The organism is Nocardia sp. bgisy118, assembly GCF_057708605.1.
In genome coordinates this window covers 87,606-107,787 of the sequence record NZ_JBYISM010000025.1, presented here as the reverse complement: position 1 = coordinate 107,787, position 20,182 = coordinate 87,606, and the positions used below count along the sequence as shown (strand labels likewise).

General features: G+C 70.1%; 19 protein-coding genes. 10 read left to right on the top strand and 9 right to left on the bottom strand.

The genetic code is table 11. The features are described 5' to 3' along the window. Window positions 1-37 precede the first annotated feature (37 nt). From AC3EO7_RS27190 to AC3EO7_RS27180, 3 genes are all read right to left on the bottom strand, one after another. Window positions 38-1,840, bottom strand: coding sequence for a flavin-containing monooxygenase (locus AC3EO7_RS27190; RefSeq protein ID WP_435592747.1), 1,803 nt, complete (start codon window positions 1,838-1,840; stop codon window positions 38-40). Between the two features lie 52 nt (window positions 1,841-1,892). Continuing rightward, window positions 1,893-3,209, bottom strand: a complete 1,317-nt coding sequence (locus AC3EO7_RS27185) for a cytochrome P450 (RefSeq protein WP_435592746.1) — start codon at window positions 3,207-3,209, stop codon at window positions 1,893-1,895. A 141-nt stretch (window positions 3,210-3,350) separates the two neighbouring features. Further along, on the bottom strand, window positions 3,351-4,577 hold the full coding sequence (locus tag AC3EO7_RS27180) for a cytochrome P450 family protein (RefSeq protein ID WP_431970924.1): 1,227 nt from the start codon (window positions 4,575-4,577) through the stop codon (window positions 3,351-3,353). Window positions 4,578-4,808: 231 nt separating this feature from the next. On the opposite strand from AC3EO7_RS27180, the gene AC3EO7_RS27175 reads away from it, so the two are divergent. After that, window positions 4,809-5,348 (top strand): GNAT family N-acetyltransferase, encoded by a 540-nt coding sequence (locus tag AC3EO7_RS27175; protein ID WP_431970923.1) that lies wholly within the window; start codon window positions 4,809-4,811, stop codon window positions 5,346-5,348. 16 nt (window positions 5,349-5,364) lie between these two features. On the opposite strand, the gene AC3EO7_RS27170 is transcribed toward AC3EO7_RS27175, so the two are convergent. After that, window positions 5,365-6,117 carry an alpha/beta fold hydrolase gene (locus AC3EO7_RS27170; RefSeq protein WP_431970922.1) on the bottom strand — a complete coding sequence of 251 codons (753 nt, stop codon included), beginning with the start codon at window positions 6,115-6,117 and terminating at the stop codon, window positions 5,365-5,367. A gap of 115 nt (window positions 6,118-6,232) precedes the next feature. On the opposite strand from AC3EO7_RS27170, the gene AC3EO7_RS27165 reads away from it, so the two are divergent. From AC3EO7_RS27165 to AC3EO7_RS27155, 3 genes are all read left to right on the top strand, one after another. Further along, window positions 6,233-7,117 carry an ABC transporter ATP-binding protein gene (locus AC3EO7_RS27165; RefSeq protein WP_431970921.1) on the top strand — a complete coding sequence of 295 codons (885 nt, stop codon included), beginning with the start codon at window positions 6,233-6,235 and terminating at the stop codon, window positions 7,115-7,117. 42 nt (window positions 7,118-7,159) lie between these two features. Then, on the top strand, window positions 7,160-7,939 hold the full coding sequence (locus AC3EO7_RS27160) for a DUF2705 family protein (protein ID WP_435592745.1): 780 nt from the start codon (window positions 7,160-7,162) through the stop codon (window positions 7,937-7,939). A gap of 75 nt (window positions 7,940-8,014) precedes the next feature. Then, the gene (locus AC3EO7_RS27155) at window positions 8,015-8,503 is read left to right on the top strand and encodes a GbsR/MarR family transcriptional regulator (RefSeq protein ID WP_431970919.1); all 489 of its coding nucleotides are present in this window, start codon (window positions 8,015-8,017) and stop codon (window positions 8,501-8,503) included. A 21-nt stretch (window positions 8,504-8,524) separates the two neighbouring features. Here the strand turns inward: AC3EO7_RS27155 and AC3EO7_RS27150 are convergent, their stop codons facing one another. Both AC3EO7_RS27150 and zapE read right to left on the bottom strand, forming a co-directional pair. Beyond that, window positions 8,525-9,322, bottom strand: coding sequence for a tyrosine-protein phosphatase (locus tag AC3EO7_RS27150; protein WP_435592744.1), 798 nt, complete (start codon window positions 9,320-9,322; stop codon window positions 8,525-8,527). Window positions 9,323-9,381: 59 nt separating this feature from the next. Then, entirely contained in the window at window positions 9,382-10,401 is a 1,020-nt protein-coding gene (zapE, locus tag AC3EO7_RS27145; protein ID WP_431970917.1) for a cell division protein ZapE, read from the bottom strand. A 35-nt stretch (window positions 10,402-10,436) separates the two neighbouring features. On the opposite strand from zapE, the gene AC3EO7_RS27140 reads away from it, so the two are divergent. The 4 genes from AC3EO7_RS27140 (at window position 10,437) to msrB (ending at window position 14,657) form a co-directional block, all read left to right on the top strand. Next, window positions 10,437-11,198: a pyrimidine reductase family protein gene (locus tag AC3EO7_RS27140; protein WP_431970916.1), complete on the top strand. Its 762-nt coding sequence runs from the start codon at window positions 10,437-10,439 to the stop codon at window positions 11,196-11,198. 32 nt (window positions 11,199-11,230) lie between these two features. Further along, a complete protein-coding gene (locus AC3EO7_RS27135; RefSeq protein WP_435592743.1) occupies window positions 11,231-12,787 on the top strand; it encodes an alpha/beta hydrolase in 1,557 nt (518 codons plus the stop codon). Between the two features lie 95 nt (window positions 12,788-12,882). Further along, on the top strand, window positions 12,883-14,217 hold the full coding sequence (locus AC3EO7_RS27130; protein WP_435592742.1) for a glycosyltransferase family 87 protein: 1,335 nt from the start codon (window positions 12,883-12,885) through the stop codon (window positions 14,215-14,217). Further along, entirely contained in the window at window positions 14,214-14,657 is a 444-nt protein-coding gene (gene msrB, locus AC3EO7_RS27125) for a peptide-methionine (R)-S-oxide reductase MsrB (protein ID WP_357400618.1), read from the top strand. The genes AC3EO7_RS27130 and msrB overlap by 4 nt, the downstream gene beginning before the upstream one ends. A 102-nt stretch (window positions 14,658-14,759) precedes the next feature. Here msrB and hemQ read toward each other — a convergent pair whose 3' ends face one another. The 3 genes from hemQ to hemE form a co-directional block, all read right to left on the bottom strand. Beyond that, entirely contained in the window at window positions 14,760-15,455 is a 696-nt protein-coding gene (gene hemQ / locus AC3EO7_RS27120) for a hydrogen peroxide-dependent heme synthase (RefSeq protein WP_431970912.1), read from the bottom strand. 50 nt (window positions 15,456-15,505) lie between these two features. Beyond that, window positions 15,506-16,867 (bottom strand): protoporphyrinogen oxidase, encoded by a 1,362-nt coding sequence (locus AC3EO7_RS27115; protein ID WP_435592741.1) that lies wholly within the window; start codon window positions 16,865-16,867, stop codon window positions 15,506-15,508. A gap of 121 nt (window positions 16,868-16,988) precedes the next feature. Further along, complete coding sequence (gene hemE / locus AC3EO7_RS27110; protein ID WP_435592740.1) at window positions 16,989-18,044, bottom strand: uroporphyrinogen decarboxylase; 1,056 nt, start codon at window positions 18,042-18,044, stop codon at window positions 16,989-16,991. Between the two features lie 225 nt (window positions 18,045-18,269). On the opposite strand from hemE, the gene AC3EO7_RS27105 reads away from it, so the two are divergent. Both AC3EO7_RS27105 and AC3EO7_RS27100 read left to right on the top strand, forming a co-directional pair. Next, window positions 18,270-18,821, top strand: a complete 552-nt coding sequence (locus AC3EO7_RS27105; protein ID WP_431970987.1) for a DUF3000 domain-containing protein — start codon at window positions 18,270-18,272, stop codon at window positions 18,819-18,821. A gap of 22 nt (window positions 18,822-18,843) precedes the next feature. Beyond that, on the top strand, window positions 18,844-20,112 hold the full coding sequence (locus AC3EO7_RS27100) for an HRDC domain-containing protein (RefSeq protein ID WP_431970909.1): 1,269 nt from the start codon (window positions 18,844-18,846) through the stop codon (window positions 20,110-20,112). Window positions 20,113-20,182 lie beyond the last annotated feature (70 nt).

Sequence of the window (20,182 nt, the reverse complement as noted above, 5' to 3'; positions counted from 1 at the left end):
TGGCGTTGCGCCGGTGACAATCCGCGAGCCCTCGGCGTCACCTCTGCGACGGGTATCGGTCGCGCCACCCCGCTGGGTACCTTCCAGCTGGTGCCGGGTGCGTTTCAGCCGACCCCGGGCGAACCCCGGCCGGCCCCGGGTGAACCTCGGCCGACCCCGGGTGAACCTCGGCCGACCCCAGATGAACTTCGGCCGACCCCAGATGAACTTCGGCCGACCCCGGGCGAACTTCGGCTGTCGCCGGGCGAACTTCGGCTGTCGCCGGGTGCATTTCGGCCGTCGGCGGATACATCTCGGCGGTGGCCGGGCGTGTCTCCGCCGGAGCCGGGGCCACCTCGGCGGGCGGTTCGGGTGGAGTCGGCTCCGCCGGGCGCTGTCCGCGCTCCCAGAGCCCGCGGTACGCGGCCGGTTTCACGGGCCGGAACCACTGGGCGAGCCGGGTGCCCAGCGGTAGTCGGAGCTTCAGGTCGGCCAGCATCTCGTCGATGTTGTGCAGGGCGAACGGCGTGATGGTCGTGCCGTGCGCGTGGTGACCGCCGGTGCCCGCCGACATCCATTGCAGGCGCGTGTCGATCTGCTCGCTGCGCTCCTCCGGCGACGGCAGCGCGAGACGGCCGCGCAGCAGCGCGGCGGTCCAGTGCGCGCCGACCTCGGCGCTCAGCGCGCCGAGCAGCGAGGAGTTGTAGCCCGCGAAGGTCAGGTTCGGCACCTCGGTCGGCAGAATGTGCCGGTAGAGGCGGAAATTGCCGTCGTCGTCGGTGAGCCTGCGCTGGATGTACGGGGTCAGGAACGGCACCCGCTGCTGGAAGCCGGTGGCGCACACCACGATGTCGGCGGGGACGACCTGACCGTCGGACAGCCACACGGCACAACCGGCGGGTGTGCCGGACAGCTCGGTGACGGTGGTGTCGCGCAGCACGGTGATCCGCCCGTCGCGGACCTGCTCGAAGAATCCCTCGGTGGCGATGCTCGCGGTGCTCTGGGCGATCTCCTCGAAGCGGCCCTCCGGGACCAGATCCAGGTCGCGCAGGCCCAGCTTCTTGGTGGCGAGTTCCTGGAGCACGTCGAAATCGGTGTCGCGGAAGCTGTGCCCGGCGCCGTGCAGGAAGCGTTCGAAGCCGCGCGGGCTGTGATAGCGGAAGTGCGCTTCACCGAGCCGGGTGAGGAACAGCCGCTCGAAGTCCAGACCGGTGCTGAGTTTGCGGGGCATCTTCCACAGCAAACGACGAGCCACCACCGTGGTCGCGGCCGCGACGTGGCTGACAGCCTCGGCGATGTCGCAGGCGGACTGGCCGTACCCGACCACCAGCACGGACTTCCCGCGCGCCTGCTCGATGTCGAGGAACTCCGAGGAGTGATAGAGCTGTCCGCCGCGCGCGAGATAGGTCTCAGCGCCGCGATAGTCGGGCATCTCGGGTTCGCTGAACACACCGTTGGCCACGACCAGGTGATCGCAGGAGGTGCGATGCACGCCCGTCTCGTCGCGGATCTCCAGCAGCCAGCCGCTGTCCACCGGATCGGCGGCCACCACCTCGGTGCCGAGCCGGAGGTTCTCGCGCAGCCCGAACTGGTGCACGTATCCCTCCAGGTAGGCCTGCATCTGCGCGCCGTCGGGCACCCGCGGGTAGTCCTCGGGCATGGCGTAGTCCGAGAAGCGGTAGGTGTACTTACTGTTCAGCGTGCGCAACCCGGGATAACGCCTGGTCGCACTCCAGACACCACCGACATCGGGCGCACGGTCGAACACCTCGACCGGAAAACCTTCTCGGCTCAACACCTTCGCGGAGGACAGGCCTGCAATGCCCGCGCCTACGATCGCGATGCGGTTCCCGCTCGTCATGGCCACCGAGATTACCCGCCCGCGGCGCGCGGTAAAGCTCGCGGGCACAGATTCATCGGATCTCGCGCGGAGTGACCATGATTCTGGCCTTTCCGCGCGGCACGGTGGTGATGTTGCGCACCCGCCCGCGCTCGGGTCGCGGGTCGGCCGGGGCCAGCGTGTGCCGGGTGAGAATCTCGCGCAGCACCGCCGTCCCTTCCATGAGCGCGAACCCGGCGCCTAGGCAGCGGCGCACGCCGCCGCCGAACGGCAGCCACGTGTTCGGCTCGACCTCACCGTCCAGGAACCGGGCCGGGCGGAACGTCGCGACGTCGGGAAAGTTCTCCGCGCGACGGTGCGCGAGGACGATCGAGCAGCTGACGGTGGTGCCGACGGGCAGCCGCCATTCGCCGATGGTGGTCTCCTTCGTGAGTTTGCGCACTGCGCCGGGGATCACCGTGTGCAGGCGCATGGCCTCCTTCAGCACGGCCTCCACGGCCTTGTCGTCGTCGGCGCGCGCGGCTTCGTACGTCCCCTGCTGGAGAGCGGGGTCGGCGGCGAGCTCGTAGAGCGCCCAGGACAGCGCGGCCGCCGTGGTCTCGTGTCCGGCCAGCAGCAGGGTGACCAGCTGATCGCGCAGTTCCGCGTCCGTCGACGGCGCTTCGCCGCCGACCTGGAGCAGACGGGAGAGCACGTCGGCGCGGTCGGCCAGATCGGGCGCCGCGCGGCGCTCGGCGATCTCGCGGTAGAGCAGGTCGTCGATGGCGCGGAGGGTTTCGCGGAAGGACCGCCACGGCCAGAATCGCTGCAACCGTGGCATGCGCAGCCCCGCGTATTGCAGCGGACCGACGGTCACGATGCGGTGCAGTCGCGGCGCCAGCTCCGCGCGGGTGCGTTCGTCGGTGACACCGAAGACCACCCGCATGATCACCTCGAGGGTCAGCGCGTTCATCCGGTCCAGCGTGACCACGGTCGACCCCGGCCGCCAGCGTCCGGTCTCCGCCGCGGCGATCTCGGACACCAGTTCCCGATAGCCGCGCAGCGGGGCGCCGTTGAACGCGGGCATCAGCAGTTTGCGCGCCCTGGCGTGCTCGGCCTCGTCGGTCAGCAACACCGAATGCGGGCCCATCACCGGGCGGAGGATGTTGTTGGCCTCTCCCGCGTGCATATCGCGCGGGTCGCCCGCGAAGATCTCCTTCAGATGCTCGGGACGGGAGAACACCACCAGCCGGTCGGCGAACGGCGGAATGCGCAGCGAGAAGACCTCGCCGTAGCGGCGGCGCAGTACAGGCAGCAGGTCGGCGCGGTGCCGGAGGTAGAGATAGGTCTGCGCGAACGCAGGCAGCGCCGGGCCCGGCGGGTACTCCGTCGATGCGTGCCCTCGACTCATCGGTCCTCCTCCCGGGGTGTCCGTGCGGGTGCGCCGAGCTCAGCCTGGCACACCCGCGCGGTCCCCGGAACCCTCGTCGGCGGCGCTGTGGAGAAACGGCGGCCTGTGGATGATCCGGCCCGGCGAACCGCGGGACGGAAATCAGCGCAGCGCGGGCGCTTTGGTCACCTCGACCGGCAGATCCTGCACACCGCGGAACAGGACGCTCTCCCGCCACAGGATCTCGTCGGCGTCCACCGCGAGCCGCAGGTCCGGATAGCGGTCCAGCATCCGCGAGATCGCGATGCGCGCCTCCAGCCTGGCCAGCCCCGCGCCGAGGCAGAAGTGGATGCCGTGTCCGAAAGCGAGGTGGCCGTTGGGGTTTCGTTCGGCGTCGAAGTTCTCCGGCGCGACGAAGTGTTTCTCGTCGTGGTTGGCCGAACCCAGCGCCACCAGGACGAGTTCCCCGGCCGGGACCTCGGTCTCGCCGATGACGGTGGGCACCGTCGTGTAGCGCAGCGTCGCCATGTTGACCGGGCCCTCGAAGCGCAGCATCTCCTCGACCAACGCGGGCACCCTGTCCAGATCCTCCCGCAGCGCCGCGTACCTCGACGGATCGGACAGCAGGGTGAGCATCGTGTTGCCGATCAGGTTGACCGTGGTCTCGTGGCCCGCGATGAGGATGAGGAAAGCCATGGAGATGATCTCGTCGTCGGTGAGCCGGTCTTCCGCACCGCCCGCGGTGACGAGGTCCGAGAACAGATCGGCCCCAGGGCCCTCCGCGCGGCGACGGGCGAGCAGGTCCTCGAAGTACGCCACGACGGCTTCGGTGGCCGAGCGCATCCGCACCGGGTCGGCCAGCGTGATGTCGGAGACCACCGCCGACCATTCCTTGAACTGGGCGCGGTCGCCGGTCGGCACGCCGAGCATTTCGCAGATCACGGTGATGGGCAGCGGGAACGCGAACTCCGCCATCAGATCCACCGGCCCCTCCGCCCGCGCGAGACCGTCGAGCAGCTCGTCGGTGATGGCGGTGATGCGCGAGGTGAGCGCCTCGATACGGGCGGGGGCGAACGCGGGCACCACCAGCTTGCGCAGGCGGGCGTGCTGCGGCGGATCCATGTTGAGCAGGTGGTGGCTGAGGCGGGCGTTCACGGCCCGGACGCCGCTCTCGCCCGCACTCTCGCGGCGGGCCTCTGCGCCGGTGTCGGTGTGCGGGTCCTTGCGGATCGTCGGATTGCGCAGCGCCTCGCGCGCCGCGTCGTAGTCGACGATCACCCAGGCGCGCACCCCCGTGCGCAGTTGGATCTGATGCACCGGGCCCTCGGCCCGGAGCTGCTCGTAGAAGGCATACGGCGTACGAAAGAAGTCCGGTGGCAGCTGTCTCATGATCGAATGGCCTTCCCCAGTCGCGAGTTATGTTGCGCCCCTTCGATAGTGGCACGGGCCACGAGGTTCGGCCACTGTCGCTCCTGATCACCAGGGCCGTCGGCCGCGCCCCTCCCTTCGGCCGACAGGCGCGAGAAACGCCCCCGAAGACCGGTGGCCGACGCACCACACCGGACGGCGTGAGTACGGATCGCCGGTACCGCGGCGGCGTGACCGTGCTCTACTGGACGTATGAGCAACATCCCAGTCATCGTGGACCGGGCCGGTTTGTGGGACGCCGAAGCCCTCAGTGACGTTGCGGCCGTGACCTTTCCGCTCGCCTGCCCGCCCGGCGCCACCGCGGACGACATCGAGATCTACCTGACCGAGGCACTGTCCGGCGAACGATTCGGCGAATACCTGACCGATCCCGAACGGATCGTGCTCAAGGCGGTGGCGGGTGGCGACATCGTCGGGTACGCGATGCTGCACGCGGGCGAGCCCGCCGACCCGGAGGTGGCGAGGGCGGTCGACCTGCGCCCCGTGGTCGAGATCAGCAAGATGTACGTGCTACCCGGCCACCACGGCACCGGGGTGTCGACGGCGCTCATGCTCGCCGCGCTCGAGCACGCGCGCGAGGGCGGCTACGCGGGCGTGTGGCTCGGCGTCAATCAGGCGAACACTCGCGCGCAGCGCTTCTATGCCAAACACGGCTTCGAGGTCGTCGGCACCAAGACCTTCCCCGTCGGCCATCAGCTCCACGACGATTACGTGATGCGCCTGGTCTTCTGATCGCGCGAAGGGCCGGTCACCGCACGAATTCGACCAGGGCGGCCTTGAACTCGGCATGCATCACGGCCAGCATGTGGTCGCCGGGCACGACGACGGAGCGACCGTCCGGCAACGCGGCGGCGAGACGGTCGGGTTCGGCGGCGAACGGATCCCCGGAGCCTGCCAGCACCAGCGCGGGAACGGTGATGTCGTCCAGGCCGGCGATCGGGCGGTCGTCCAAACCCACGACGACGGCCCGGATTGCAGCCAGGTCGGCACGAACGGCGTCGGCGAGAACGCGGAACATCCTGGCCACCGGGGGCGCGCCGGCACCGTCGCCGTTCATCGCCAGCAGAATCGCCTCCGGCTCCACCACCCTCCTGTCGACGCCGCCGCAGTCGATCACGCCCGAACCGATGCCGCCCACAGCGAGTTTCGCGACCCGCTCGTCGGCCGCGGCGACCAGCAGCGAGATCACCCCGCCCATCGAATAGCCCACCTGCGCGACGTCTTCCAGGCCGAGTTCGTCGTAGAGCGCGCGCACGTCACGGGCCATGGCGTCCCACGAATACCGCGCCGCGTCGTGCGGCTTCTCCGAGCGCCCGTGGCCGCGCGCGTCGAGCGAGACGACCCGGTGTCCTGCGGCTTGCAGCGCGGCCACCACACCCATGCTCATCCAGTTGGCGTTGGTGTCGGCGACGACACCGTGCTGCAGCACCACCGTGCGGCCGTCGCCCTCCCACACGCGGTAGCTGAGCTCCAGCCCGTCCCAGGTCTTGAACTTCGACATAGCCCGGATCGTAGCCAGCGTCGCCCCTAGGGTTGACATGTTCTATATGTTCAGTCTTTACTGAACTCATCAGTTCTTACAGAACTCGACGAGATGGAAACCTCGAAGGAGCATCATGTCCGCCGCGATCCTGGCCGAAGGCCTCACCAAGCGCTATGGCAAGCACGTCGCACTCACCGACCTCGACCTGGAGGTCGCCCAGGGCGAGGTGTTCGGTTTCCTCGGCCCCAACGGCGCGGGCAAGTCCACCACCATCCGGATCCTGCTCGACCTGATCCGCCCCACCGCGGGCCGCGTCGAGGTGCTCGGCATGGATCCCCGCGTCGGCGGAGCCGAACTGCGCGCGCACATCGGCTACCTGCCCGGCGAACTGGAGATCGAGGGCCGCAACACCGCCGGTGATCTGCTCGGCTTCCTCGCCGACCAGCGCGGCGCCGTCGAGCCGGGCCGGATCACCGAACTGGCCGACCTGCTCGACCTCGACCTGTCCAGGAAGGTCGGCGCGATGTCCAAAGGCAACAAGCAGAAGGTCGGCATCATCGCCGCGTTCATGCACCGGCCGCACCTGCTGATCCTGGACGAACCCACCTCCGGCCTGGATCCGTTGCTGCAACAACGCTTTCTGGGCTTGGTGAGCGAGGCGAAGGCGAACGGCCAGACGGTCTTCATGTCCTCGCACATCCTGAGCGAGGTGCAGCAGACCGCCGACCGCGCCGTGATCATGCGGGCGGGCAAGCTGCTCGGCACCGAGAACGTCGAGGATCTGCGCCGCCGCTCCCCACGCGCGGTGGAACTGGTCTTCGACGAGGACGTGTTCGCCGACGACTTCGCCGGCCTGCCCGGCGTGCGCGACCTGTCGGTGACCGACAGGACGGTGCGCTGCACCACCGAGGGCGAGGTCGACGAGCTGTTCAAAAAGGCGGCCAAATACCGGCTGGTGAGCGTGCTGTCCACCGAACCGGACCTGGAGCAGATCTTCTTCAGCCTCTACGGCCGCTGAGCCGACCAGACGAAACAATCACTCGCACAGGAGAACTCGAACATGTCACGCTCGGTCTTCACCCAGACGCTGAAGGAACAGCGTCGCGGTCTGATCGGCTGGTCGATCGGCCTCGCCGTCGTCCCGATGATGTATCTGCCGTCCTACCAGTCGCTGCGCGACCAGGGCTCGCTCGACATCGCGCAGAACACGATGTACGAGGCCATGGGGCTCAGCGATTTCGCCAGCGCCACCGGCTATCTCAACGCCACGGTGTTCTCGCTGATGGGACTGCTGCTCATGGTGATCTTCGCGGTCACCTTCGCCACCCGGTCGGTGACGCAGGAGGAGAACGGCATGCTCGATCTGCTGCTCGCCCAGCCGGTCGACCGGAAGAGCCTGCTGGCGCAGCGGTTCGCGGCGCTGGCGGTGCAGATCGCGGTGGTCACCTCGGTGCTCACGTTGAGCGTTCTGGCGGGCGCGAACAGCGGCGGCTTGGACATCGCCGCCGGGCACATCGTGGCCGCGAGCGCGGGCCTGGGTCTGCTGTCTCTGCTGATCGGGGCGATCACCCTGCTGTTCGGTGCGGCGACCGGAAAGCGGTCGCTGACACTGGGTTTCGCGGCGCTGGTCGCGGTCGCGGGCTACCTGGCCAACAACCTCGGCGGGATGTTCGACGGGGGCGAATGGCTGCGCAGGCTCTCGCCGTTCTACTACGCGAACGGCCACTCGCCGCTGGTGAACGGGGCCGACCTCGGCCACCTCGCGGTGCTGGTGGCGCTGGCGGCCGTGGCGGTCGCCGCAGCGCTGGCCCTCTTCGAGCGCCGCGACCTGGCGGTGTAACCGCACCGCACGGGGCGGGCCGACACGGCCCGCCCCGTTTTCCCGTTTCTTCCGCACGAAAGGGATACTCGACCGATGACCAGCACGGAACACGACCAGGCGGCGCCCACTCCCGAACAGTTGGCCTTCGTCGAGGATTTCGCGCTCGTGCTCGAACGCATGGGTCTGGTCCGGATGACCGGTCGCGCGGCGGGCTGGCTGCTGATCTGCGATCCGCCCGAGCAGACCTTCGCCCAGATCGCCGAGGCGCTGCAGGCGTCCAAGGGCTCGATCTCCAACTCGCTCAAGCAGTTGACCACCATGCGCTGGGTCGACAAGAGCTCCAAACCCGGCGACCGCAAGGACTACTACTCGATCCGGCCCGGCATCATGCCGGAGCTCATCCGCGCGCAGAGCAGCCAGTACACCGACCTGACCGCGATGACCGCGCGCGGGCTCGCCCTGTTCGACGACCCGCGCAGCGAACAGGCCGCGCGGGTCCTCGACATTCACGAGTTCTTCGTCTGGCTGGGCAAGGAGCTGCCCGCCCTGGTCGACCGGTGGTACGCCGAGCACAGGTCGTGAACCGGCGCGGCAGGCGAACGCTCAGGCCAGCATCTTGGTCTTCAGGGCCGCGAGGTCGGCGTCGGTGAGGCCGAGGCCCTCGCGCGCATAGGCGTCGAAGCCGCCGTAGGTCCGGTTCACCTGATCGAACGCGGCGTCCAGCCACTCGGCTCGCACGCCGTTGAGCGGGTCGTCCGGACCGGCGTTGCGGTACCGGTTGGACAGCAGGTAGTCCTCGGTGACCGTGGCGCGGTCGACGCCGAGCAGGGTCAGCAGCACGGCCGTGGCCCATCCGGTGCGGTCCTTGCCCGCGGTGCAGTGGTAGAGCACGGCGCCGTCGCGGGTCTCGATGACGTCGCGCAACACCGCGGCGAAGGCCGCGCTCGCGCCCGGGGCGGTGACGAAGGCGCGATAGAGGTCGTCGCCGCCGGTGAGGGTGGTGATCAGCGCCTGCGGCGGAGCATGGCCGATGACGTCGTCCCAGTTCTCGACGGCGCCCGCGGGGACGCGGTCGGGGGCGACCGCCCGCTCGTAGCCGGTGCGCAGATCGTCGACGACCCGGACGCCGCGCTCGCCGAGCACGGCTAAGCCGGCAGGGGTCGCCTTGTCGAGCTGGCCGGTGCGGTACACCAGTCCGGTGCGTACGAGGCGACCGTCGACGGTGCGGTAACCGCCCACGTCCCTGGCGTTCTGGACAGTCTGGAGGCCGACGGAACGGTCGAACGCGGTGTCGACGGCGACGGCCGGGTCGGCCATGGCGACGCCCGCCACCGGGCCGAACACGAGGGCCAAGCCGGTGGCAGCGGTGATCGAAGCGCGCAGCGCGCGATCCGGGGTCACGTCGTCGGGCTCCCTTCCTGGCGCCCGCCGAGGTCCGGCGGGCGATTCGTGCGGACTGCCTAGGCCGGAGCGGCCTCGAAGCGGGACAGCGCGAGCAGGCGCGAGATGGCGCGCAGGTACTTCTTCCGGTAGCCACCGTCGAGCATCTCCTGGGAGAAGATCTCGTCCAGTTTGGCGCCCGAGACGGTGACCGGGACGCTGGCGTCGTAGAGGCGGTCGGCCAGCACCACGACGCGCAGCGCGACGGCCTGGTCGGTCACAGGGTGCACGCCGGAGATGAACACCGCCGAGAGTCCGGAGATCAGCGCGCCGTACTTGGAGGGGTGCAGCGTGCTCAGGTGCTTCAGCAGGTCGTCGAAGTCGTCGAGCGTGGAACCTGGTGTGGCGGAGGCCCGTTCGTAGAGCTCCTCGGCCGAGGTCGGCTCCGGCGCAGGCGGCAGGTCGCGGTGCCGGTAGTCGGGGCCGTCGACGCGCACGGCCTCGAAGATCGCGCCGAGCTTCTTGATCTCGCGCATGAAATCCTGTGCGGCGAAACGCCCCTCGCCCAGCTGGCCGGGCAGCGTGTTGGAGGTGGCGGCGATCGAGACGCCGCGGGCGGACAGCTCGGTCAGCAGGCGCGAGACCAGCATGGTGTCGCCCGGATCGTCGAGCTCGAACTCGTCGATGCAGAGCACGCTGTTGCCCGCGAGCCGCTCCACGGCGTTGTTGAAGCCGAGCGCGCCGACCAGGTTGGTCAGCTCGCCGAAGGTGCCGAAGGATTTCGGCGTGGGCGCGCTGTGGAAGATCGAGGCCAGCAGGTGCGTCTTGCCGACGCCGAAGCCGCCGTCGAGGTACAGGCCCGCGCCGCTGACCGGCTTCTTCTTGCCGAACAGCCCCTTCTTGCTCGCGGCCTTGTGGATCTTGGCCACCTGCCCCGAGAACTCCTCGGCCTTGCGCACGGCCGCGGCCTGGCTGGGCTCCTTGGGATCCGGGATGTAGGAAGCGAAACTGACCTCGTCGAACATGGGCGGCGGCACCATTTGAGCGACGAGCTGGTCCGCCGGAACCTCCGGATGGCGATCGACAAGGCGTTCTTGCATGGACGAAGCCTAATGACGTGGTGTGATCTGACTTCATGCAGCGTATCCACAATGCGATCCAGCTCACAGAGCTGAGCCGGGACGAACTGGCCGAGCTCTACGCCTACCCCCTCGAACTCGACGCGCCCTGGGTGCGGGCGAATTTCGTCGCCAGCATCGACGGCGCCGCGACCAGCGACGACGTGACGGCAGGCCTCGGCACCCCGGCCGACAAGACAGTCTTCATGCTCCTGCGCGAACTCGCCGACGTGGTGCTGGTCGGCGCGGGCACCGTCCGCACCGAGAACTACGGCGGCGCGCGCACCAGCGCCACCCGCCGCAGGGCGCTCTACGACCGCGGGCTCGGCGGGCACCGGGACGGCGCGCCGCCGCCGATCGCGGTGGTCACCGCGAGCGCCGCGCTCGAACCGGGCTGCCGTCTGTTCACCGACACCGCGGTGCCGCCGCTGATCATCACCACCAGCACCGCGCCCGCAGATCGCAAGCAAGCGCTGGCCGAGGCGGGCGGCGTGGTGATCGAGGCGGGTGGCGTCGCGGTGACGCCGAAGGGTCTGCTGGCCGCGCTGGCGGAACGCGGGCTCACGCGTGTGCTGTGCGAGGGCGGCCCGCACCTGTTCGGCGAACTGCTGGAGGCGGACGCGATCGACGAGCTGTGCCTGACCACCGCGCCGGTGCTGGTCGGCGGCACGGCGCGGCGAATCTCGCTGTCCGCGCACGAGTTCCGAATGCCGATGGAGCGCAGGCACATCCTGCTCGACAAGGACGGCACGATCCTGACCCGGTGGGCCCGTCGATGAAACGCGCGTCCGAACCTGGCAGGCTGTAGCGCATGCGCTGGACTCGAGCCGCCGTGCTGGCCTCGGCATTGTCGATGATGATCGCCGGATGCGGTGCGGGCCCGTCCGATCGTCCCGTCGTCGCGGTCGAGCACCCGGCCGTCGGCGGCGGCGAGCCGTCGGTGTCGACGCCGCCCCCTCCGCCCGTGGCCGAGCTGCCCAAGACCGACCTGAGCTGGCGCGATTGCACCAAACCGACCCTCGATCTGCTCGGCCTCGGACCGGCGCCCGACGGTCTGGTGCTGGACTGCGCGGAGTACTCCACGCCGATCGATGCGGGCGGCAACGTGCTCGGCAGTTTCCGCACCGGTGCGATGCGGGCCCGGCTCGCGCAGACACCGGCCGATGTCGCGCCGCTGGTCCTCACCTCGGGCACGGACCGCTCCTCCACCGCGACACTGGCCGGCCTGGCCGTCGGACCGGCGAGCTCGCTGCTCAGCGCGCGTCCGATCGTCGCGGTGGACCGGCGCGGCCTCGGCACCTCGCAGCCGATCGATTGTCTGCCGCCCGACATCCGGCGTGGTCTGGCCGACAACGCCCAGTTCGGCCCCGGCGCGGCGGATCCGGTGCAGGCGGTGGCCGCGCTGAGCCGCGAGGCGACCATCTCCTGCCGCGATTTCCTGCAGCCGTACGAGGGCACCTTCGACGCGCCGCACGCGGCCGACGACATCGAACAGCTACGCAAGCAATGGCAGGTCGAGCACATCGACCTGCTCGGCACGGGCAACGGCGCGCGGGTCGCGCTCAGCTACGCGCGCAAGTTCGGCGATCACCTGGCCCGGTTGGTGCTCGACTCCCCCGAAGCCGCGGGCGCCGACGCCGTGACCGCCGAGGATCAGCGCCTGCAGGGCGCGGAGGCGGCGCTCACGGCGTTCGCCCAACGCTGCGTCGGGCTCGGCTGCTCGCTCGGTCCCGATCCACGCGCGGCGATCACCGACCTGGTGCGCCGGGCGGGCCAGGGCGGGCTCGGCGACATCTCCGCCAACGCGCTGCTCACCACGATCAGCGGTTTCCTCGGCGGTCCGCGCGCGGACCAGGCTAATCGGATCGCCGAACTGGCCGACGCGCTCTCGGCGGCCGGTCGCGGCGACCGCACCGCGCTGGGCAACCTGGTGCTGCGGGAATCGGCCGCCACCGCGAGCGACGGCCAGTTCGTCAACCGCTGCACCGACATCCAGCAGCCGCCGACCCCGACCAAGGCCGCCGAGCTGATGGACACGTGGGGGCAGAAGTATCCGGTGTTCGGCAGGAACGCGGCGATCGCGCTGATGGACTGCTCGGCGTGGCCGGTCGCGGGCGCCCCGCCGCTGCCGGAGAAGTTCACCCTTCCGGTGCTGGTGCTCGGCGGCATCGCCGACCCGGTGGTGGGCAACGGCGGTCAGGCATCGGTGACGGGCGCGCTCGGCGCGGCGGGCGCGCGGCACGCGTCGGTGAACTGGCAGGGCTGGGGGCATCCGGTGTTCACCCATTCGGGATGCGCGCAGCGTCTGCTGCTGGACTATCTGAAAGAGGCGCGGCTGCCGCAGGACGGCAGCGCCTGCCCCGCCTGACCGGGGGCTTCATAGCCGTTTCACATGGGCGAGCCAGGCACGCCGAGACATATCCCGGCAACCTGCGCGCCGCCGATCCGGTGTACCGTGCCCCAGTGTTACTTCGACAGCTCGAGCCCCGCACCGCTCGCACCACCGCCGAGGTGATCAAGTTCGCACTCTGGCCCCTCGCGGTCATGACGGTGCTGAATAGGGTATTCATCAAGGCTGTCAACGGGTTCATCACCGACGACTACAAGCCGGTTTACAACGCTTCGCTGGCCTTCCTCAACGGCCGCCCGGTATACACCGCCAACTTCGACTCCGTCGACCCGCACTACCTCTACCCGCCGGGCGGCACGCTGCTCATTGCACCCATCGCGCTGATCGATCCCGAGAAATCGCGCTGGCTGTTCATCCTGATCAACGCCGCCGCCATTCTGCTGGCCTGGTACCTGCTGCTGCGGCTGTTCAAGTACTCGGTGAAGTCCGTGGCCGCGCCCGCGCTGCTGCTGGCCATGTTCATGTCCGAGACGGTCATCAACACGCTGGTCTTCACCAACGTGAACGGCTGCATCCTGCTGGCCGAGCTGCTGTTCCTGCACTTGTTGCTAGCGCGGCGCGATCTGTGGGCGGGCGCCGTACTCGGAGTGAGCATCACGGTGAAACCCACGCTGGCGCCGCTGGTGCTGATCGCGGCGGCGCGCGGACAGTGGAAGGTTTTCCTCACCGCCATCGGCGTGCCGGTGGCGTTCACCGCGGCCGCCTGGCCGCTGCTGAAGGACCCCGAGCAGTTCTTCAGCAGAACGCTCCCCTACATCCTGGAGACCAGGGACTACTTCAACAGCGCGATCGCGGGCAACGCCGCCTACTACGGCCTGCCGGACGCGCTGACCTGGGGTATCCGCCTGACGATGGCCGCCCTGGTCGCGATCTCGCTGTGGCTGCTCTACCGGTACTACCGCGACGACGAGCTGTTCTTCGTCACCACGGCGTCCGGCGTACTGCTCACCGCGGAGTTCCTGCTGTCCGGTCTGGGCCAGATGTACTACTCGATGATGCTGTTCCCATTCCTGATGACGGTGGTGCTGCGCAATTCCGTTCTGCGCAACTGGCCCGCCTGGCTGGCGATCTTCGGATTCATGTCCTACGACAAGTGGCTGTCGGACCGCTTTCAGAGCCTGGGACGCAACCTCGAATACCTGCGTATCACGTTCGGCTGGAGCCTGCTGCTCATCGTGGCGTTCTGCGTGCTCGGCGACCGGTACCTGGCCGCCCGGCGCGAAGGCCGCCTGCCGTTCGGCATCGACCCCGTCTGGATGAAGAACGCGCCGGACAGCCGCGACAGCGCCGAGCCCGTCACGCCCGCGACCGGTCCGCTTCCGGATTCGCCCACGTCACGCAATGGTTCGGAGCCCGTGGAGGAGAAACGTATTAGCGTGGAGCAATGAGTTCCGACGCCGAAACGTCTTTACCCGCGCCACGACTCCAGCTGACGCCGCAGCAGTGGCGGGCCAAGCTGAACCCCGAGGAGTACGCGGTGCTGCGCGAGGCCGCGACCGAACGTCCCTTCACCGGGGAGTACACCGACACCAAGACCGAGGGCGTGTACAGCTGCCGCGCCTGCGACGCCGAATTATTCCGCAGCACAGAGAAATTCGAGTCGCACTGCGGCTGGCCGTCGTTCTTCGATCCGGCCAAGTCGGACGCGGTGATCCTGCTTCCCGACGATTCGCTGGGTATGCACCGGGTCGAAGTGCTGTGCGCGAATTGCCACAGCCACCTCGGCCACGTGTTCGAGGGCGAGGGGTATCCCACACCCACCGACCAGCGCTATTGCATCAACTCCATCTCACTGCGGCTGCACCCCTCGGACAGCGCAGCCGGATAGCCGACCGAACGCTCAGCGCAGAATACGGGCCCGTCGACACGCCCAGCATGCCCCGAAAACCCGGGGCATGCAGGGTGTTTTTCGATCAGGGCAGCTTTTCGATCAAGGCAGCGCCGCGATGAGCTTGTCGACCTCCACCCGCGGGCCGGTGAAGAACGGCACCTCTTCGCGGACGTGCAGCCGCGCTTCGGTGGCGCGCAGATCGCGCATGAGATCCACGATCCGGTGCAGTTCCGGCGCCTCGAAAGCGAGAATCCACTCGTAGTCGCCGAGCGCGAACGAGCTCACGGTGTTGGCGCGCACGTCGGGGTAGCCGCGGGCGGCCTTGCCGTGGTCGGCCAGCATCTTGCGGCGATCCTCGTCGGGCAGCAGGTACCACTCGTAGGACCGCACGAACGGGTAGACGCAGATGTAGTTGCCCGGGTCCTCGCCGGCCAGGAAGGCCGGGATGTGGCTCTTGTTGAACTCCGCGGGGCGATGCAGCGCGACGTTGCTCCACACCGGGGCGCTGGCCCGGCCCAGCTCGGTGGTCCTGCGGAAGTCCGCGTACGCGGCCTGCAGGTCCTCCACGCGCTCGGCGTGCGTCCAGATCATGAAGTCGGCGTCGGCGCGCATGCCCGCCACGTCGTAGATGCCGCGCACCACCACGTCGCGCTCGGCCAGTCCGTCGAAGAACGCGCGCGCCTCCTTGACGGCCGCCTCGCGGTCCTCGCCAAGCACACCCGGCTCCACCTGGAACACCGAGAACATCAGGTAACGGATCGTGGAGTTGAGAGCTTGATAGTCGAGTCGCGCCATGATTCCTATCGTGCCACTGCGACCGGGACGCTCCGCCGCGTGGGGCACGCCTAGGACGGCGCGGGCGCGGACAGGGACTCGGCGATGCGGCGTGCGGCGGTTTCCCCGGAAGCGACGCAGGCCGGGACGCCGACGCCGTGCAGGTACGCGCCCGCCAGCGCGATCCCGTCGAGTTCGGCTGTGGCGGACTCGATCTCGGCGATGCGGTCGACGTGGCCGACGGCGTACTGGGCCAGGCCGCCCGGCCAGCGCTGCACGATCGCTTCGACCGGGTCGATGACGGCGCCCGTGACCGTGGCCAGGTCCTCGGTCGCGGCGGCGATCAGGTCGGCGTCGGACCAGGACAGCGGCGCGGCGTCGCCGAACTTGCCGAACGAGGCGCGCACCAGCGCCGTCTCACGCTCGGCGAGATGCGGCCATTTGCGACTGGAGAGAGTGAAGGCCTTGGCGCGCAAGGACTCTCCGGTGGCGACCAGGATGCCGGAGTTGTCCGGTAGCGCGGTGTCCCTCGGCAGCGACAGCGCGACGACGACGGAGGAGGACAGTTCGATCCCGGCGGCCGCGTCCGCCGCCTCGGGCGCGACGTAGCGGAGCAGCCGGGCGGTGACCGGCGCCGGGGTGGCCAGCACGACGGCGTCGACGAGCCCGAGGGGGTCGAGCACCCAGCCGCGGGAGGCGCGCGCGAGCCGGGTGGCCGGCGTCGCGGTGACGAACCGTGCGGCCGCCGCGTCGGCCAGCGCGTCGAGCAGCACCCGGTACCCGTCGCGGATGCCGCCGAACACCGGGGCGTCGGACGGCGGCGGCAGCGCGGCCGCGACGGCGTGGGTGAGACTCGGCGCGCCCGCGTCGAGGGCGGCGGCGACACCGGGCAGTGCGGCGCGCACGCCGATGGAGCGCGAGCTGCCCGCGTACACACCGCCCAGCAGCGGGTCCACGCTGCGCTCGGCGACCTGGGCGCCGAAACGGTCGGCGACCAGGCTGTACACGTCCAGGTCGGCGTCCGGGTACCAGGTGAGAGCGCGGTCGGGTTCGGCGGCGATGCGGGCCAGCGTGTCGACGTCGACCAGGCCGCGCATCGATTCGGCGTCGGAGGGAATGCCCATGAGGGTGCCCGACGGCAGCGGATGCGCCTCGCCGCCTGCCCACACCAGCGGACGTCGGCCTGCGGGCGTCACGAGCTGATCCGTCAGGCCGAGTTCGCCCAGCAGGGCGGGCACCTCGGGCCTGCGCCCGACGAACGCCTCCGCCCCCAGATCCAGCGGTTCCCCGCCGACGTCGCCGGTGTAGAGAATGCCGCCCAGCCGTTCGGCGCGGTCGAGCACCACGATGTCGGCGTCGGCGCCCAACCGCGTGCGCAGCCGGTAGGCCGCGACGAGACCACTGATTCCACCGCCGACAATCGCGATCCTCATGTCTGCGACGGTATCCCGCCCGCCGATCACGACTGCCCGCGCCCCGCCCGTTGTGCGGAACAGCACCTCGCTCCCCCGATCCGCGGGCTCCGACAGAGCCCGCGGAATCTCGGCGGCGGTCTCAGAGTTCGTGAACGAGTTCGACCAAGGCGGTGAGGACGCCAGGGTCGGTGTCCGGGAGAACGCCGTGTCCGAGGTTGAAGATATGACCCGCAGCGCCCATCGTGACGGCCTCGTCGGCCTCCGCCGCGATGCGGCGTGCCTCGGCCTCGACGGCCTCGGGGCCCGCGAAGAGGATGGCCGGATCCAGGTTGCCCTGCAAGGCTTTTCCGGCACCGACGCGGCGCACCGCCTCGGTCAGCGGGACGCGCCAGTCGACGCCCACCACGTCGGCGCCCGCCTCGCCCATCGCGCCGAGCAGTTCGCCGGTGCCGACGCCGAAGTGGATGCGCGGCACGCCCGCGTCGGCGATCTCGGCGAACACCCGCTCGGAATGCGGCAGCACGAAGGTGCGGTAGTCGGCGAGCGAGAGCGCACCCGCCCAGGAGTCGAACAGCTGCACCGCGTCCACACCTGCCGCCAGCTGCGCCTGGAGGAACACGATCGTGATGTCGGTGAGCACGCCGAGCAGTTCGTGCCAGGTCTTGGGGTCGGCGTGCATCATCGCCTTGGTGCGCTCGTGATTCTTGCTCGGCCCGCCCTCGACCAGGTACGAGGCGAGGGTGAACGGGGCGCCCGCGAAACCGATCAGCGGCGTCTGGCCCAGCGCGTCGGTGAGCAGGCGCACGCCCTCGGTGACCGCGCCGACTTCCTCCGGCCGCAGCCGGGGCAACGCGCGCACGTCGTCCGTGGTGCGCACCGGAGCGGCCACCACCGGGCCGACGCCGGGCACGATGTCGAGGTCGATCCCGGCCGCTTTGAGCGGAACGACGATGTCGGAGAACAGGATCGCCGCGTCCACGCCGTGCCTGCGGATCGGCTGCATGGTGATCTCGCACACCAGTTCCGGGTCGAAGCAGGACTCCAGCATGCCGATGCCCGCGCGCAGTTCGCGGTACTCGGGCAGCGAACGTCCGGCCTGGCGCATGAACCACACCGGGCGCCTGCTCGGGGCGGCGCTGGTAGCGGCGGCCAGGAACGGGGCGTCGGTCAAGCGGCGGCGAGTGTAGGTGCTCATCACCGCTATCGTATGCGCGCCCGGCGGTGGCTCCGGAGCCGGAGTGCGGCAGCGGCGGACCGGACGAAACAGGCCGTCGTGCGGCCGTAGCGGCGCGCCTCCGCCCGCGCCGGGGGCACAAGGTCTACCGTCGCTTTTGTGACACCGCTCGACTTCCGCGACGGCGCCGCACCGACCGAAGACCCCCAAGGCGAACCAGCTCCGTTTCGCGCCGCGGTCGAGGCGATGGGCACCGCAACCGTGCATCCTCGGATCGAGCTCGCGCCCATCCGGCCGCCGCAACGCCTGGCACCCTTCTCCTACGCCCTCGGCGCCGAAGTCAAACATCCCGAAACCCCGGTCGTTCCGGTCGATTCCGAGGGTGACGCGTTCGGCAGGCTGATCCTGCTGCACGACCCGGACGGCGACGACGCCTGGCACGGGATATTCCGTCTGGTCGCCTACATCCAGGCCGACATCGACGCCACGCTGGCCACCGACCCGCTGCTTCCCGAGGTGGCCTGGAGCTGGCTGGTGGACGCGCTCGAGTCGCGGACCGAGCCGTTCACCGCGCTCGGCGGCACCGTCACGTCGACCAGTTCGGTGCGCTACGGCGACATCGCGGGCCCGCCCCGCGCCCACCAATTGGAGCTGCGCGCGTCGTGGACCGCGCTCACCACGGAGATGCGTCCGCACGTCGAGGCGTTCTGCGAGGTACTGGCCTATTCGGCGGGTCTGCCGCCCGCCGGGATCACCCATCTGCGTCCACAGTCGTATACCAGCAACGACCACAACTGACCACAACGTAAAGTTCAGGTCTATGCCGGTAGGAGACCAGCCCGAGGACGGGCGCGCGGGAGACAGCACAGCGGAACCTCTGCTCGCCCCCGTCGATGGAGTGCCGCCGGTCCTCGCCACCGCGGAGGAGGTCGCCGCGGCGGCCGCGACGCTGGCGGGCGGCAGCGGGCCGCTCGCGGTCGACGCCGAGCGCGCCTCGGGATTCCGCTACTCCGCGCGCGCCTACCTGATCCAGCTGCGCCGCGCGGGTGCCGGCACGTTCCTGATCGACCCGATCCCGGTGACCGACGGGCTCGCGCCGCTGGCCGAGGCGATCAACGATCTGGAGTGGGTGCTGCATTCGGCCGATCAGGATCTGCCGGGTCTGGCGGAACTGGGGCTGCGTCCCGCGCGACTGTTCGACACCGAGCTCGGCGGCAGGCTAGCCGGATACGAGCGGGTCGGGCTGGCCGCGATGGTCGAGCGGCTGCTCGGCCGGGCGCTGCGCAAGGGCCACGGCGCCGCCGACTGGTCGACCCGGCCGCTGCCCGCCGACTGGCTCAACTACGCCGCACTGGACGTGGAGCTCCTGCTCGAGCTGCGCGCCACGGTCGCCGCCGATCTCGAGGCGCAAGGCAAGACCGATTGGGCGGCACAGGAATTCGAGCACATCAGGACCACGGAACCGCCCGCACCCAAGGCCGACCGGTGGCGGCGCACCTCCGGCATCCATACGCTGCGCCGCGCGCGGCAGCTGGCCGTCGTGCGCGAGCTCTGGACGACGCGAGACGGGCTGGCCCGCGCCCGCGACGTGGCGCCCGCGCGCATCCTGCCGGACGCCGCCATCGTCTCCGCCGCGACCGCCGACCCGCGCACCATCGCCCAGCTGCGCACCCTCCCGGTCTTCGGCGGGCCGCGCCAGCGCCGGTATTCGCGCGAGTGGCTCGGCGCCGTCGACCGCGCCCGGGCGCTGCCGGACAGCGAACTGCCCCCGCTCACCCAGCCGTTCGACGGCCCGCCCCCGCCGAACCGCTGGGAGCGCCGCGACCCGATCGCCGCCGCCCGCCTCGCCCGCGCCCGCGCCGCGATGGGCGAACTCTCGCTCGAGCACTCGGTCCCGGTCGAGAACCTGCTCTCCCCCGACCTGGTCCGCAGACTGTGCTGGGACGGGCTGCCGGAATACGACCGCACCGACACCGCCGAGCTCGCGGCCGCGATCGACGGTTTCCTGAAGTCCGGCGGTGCCCGTCCTTGGCAGCGGGAACTGGCCGTGCCCCGGCTCACCGTCGCGCTGGCGCCCACACCCGCCTGACCCGACGTCCGCGCCCGGGGGACCCGACGCCGGCCTGAGAACGACACGCGCCCCGGCGCTCGGAGGATCC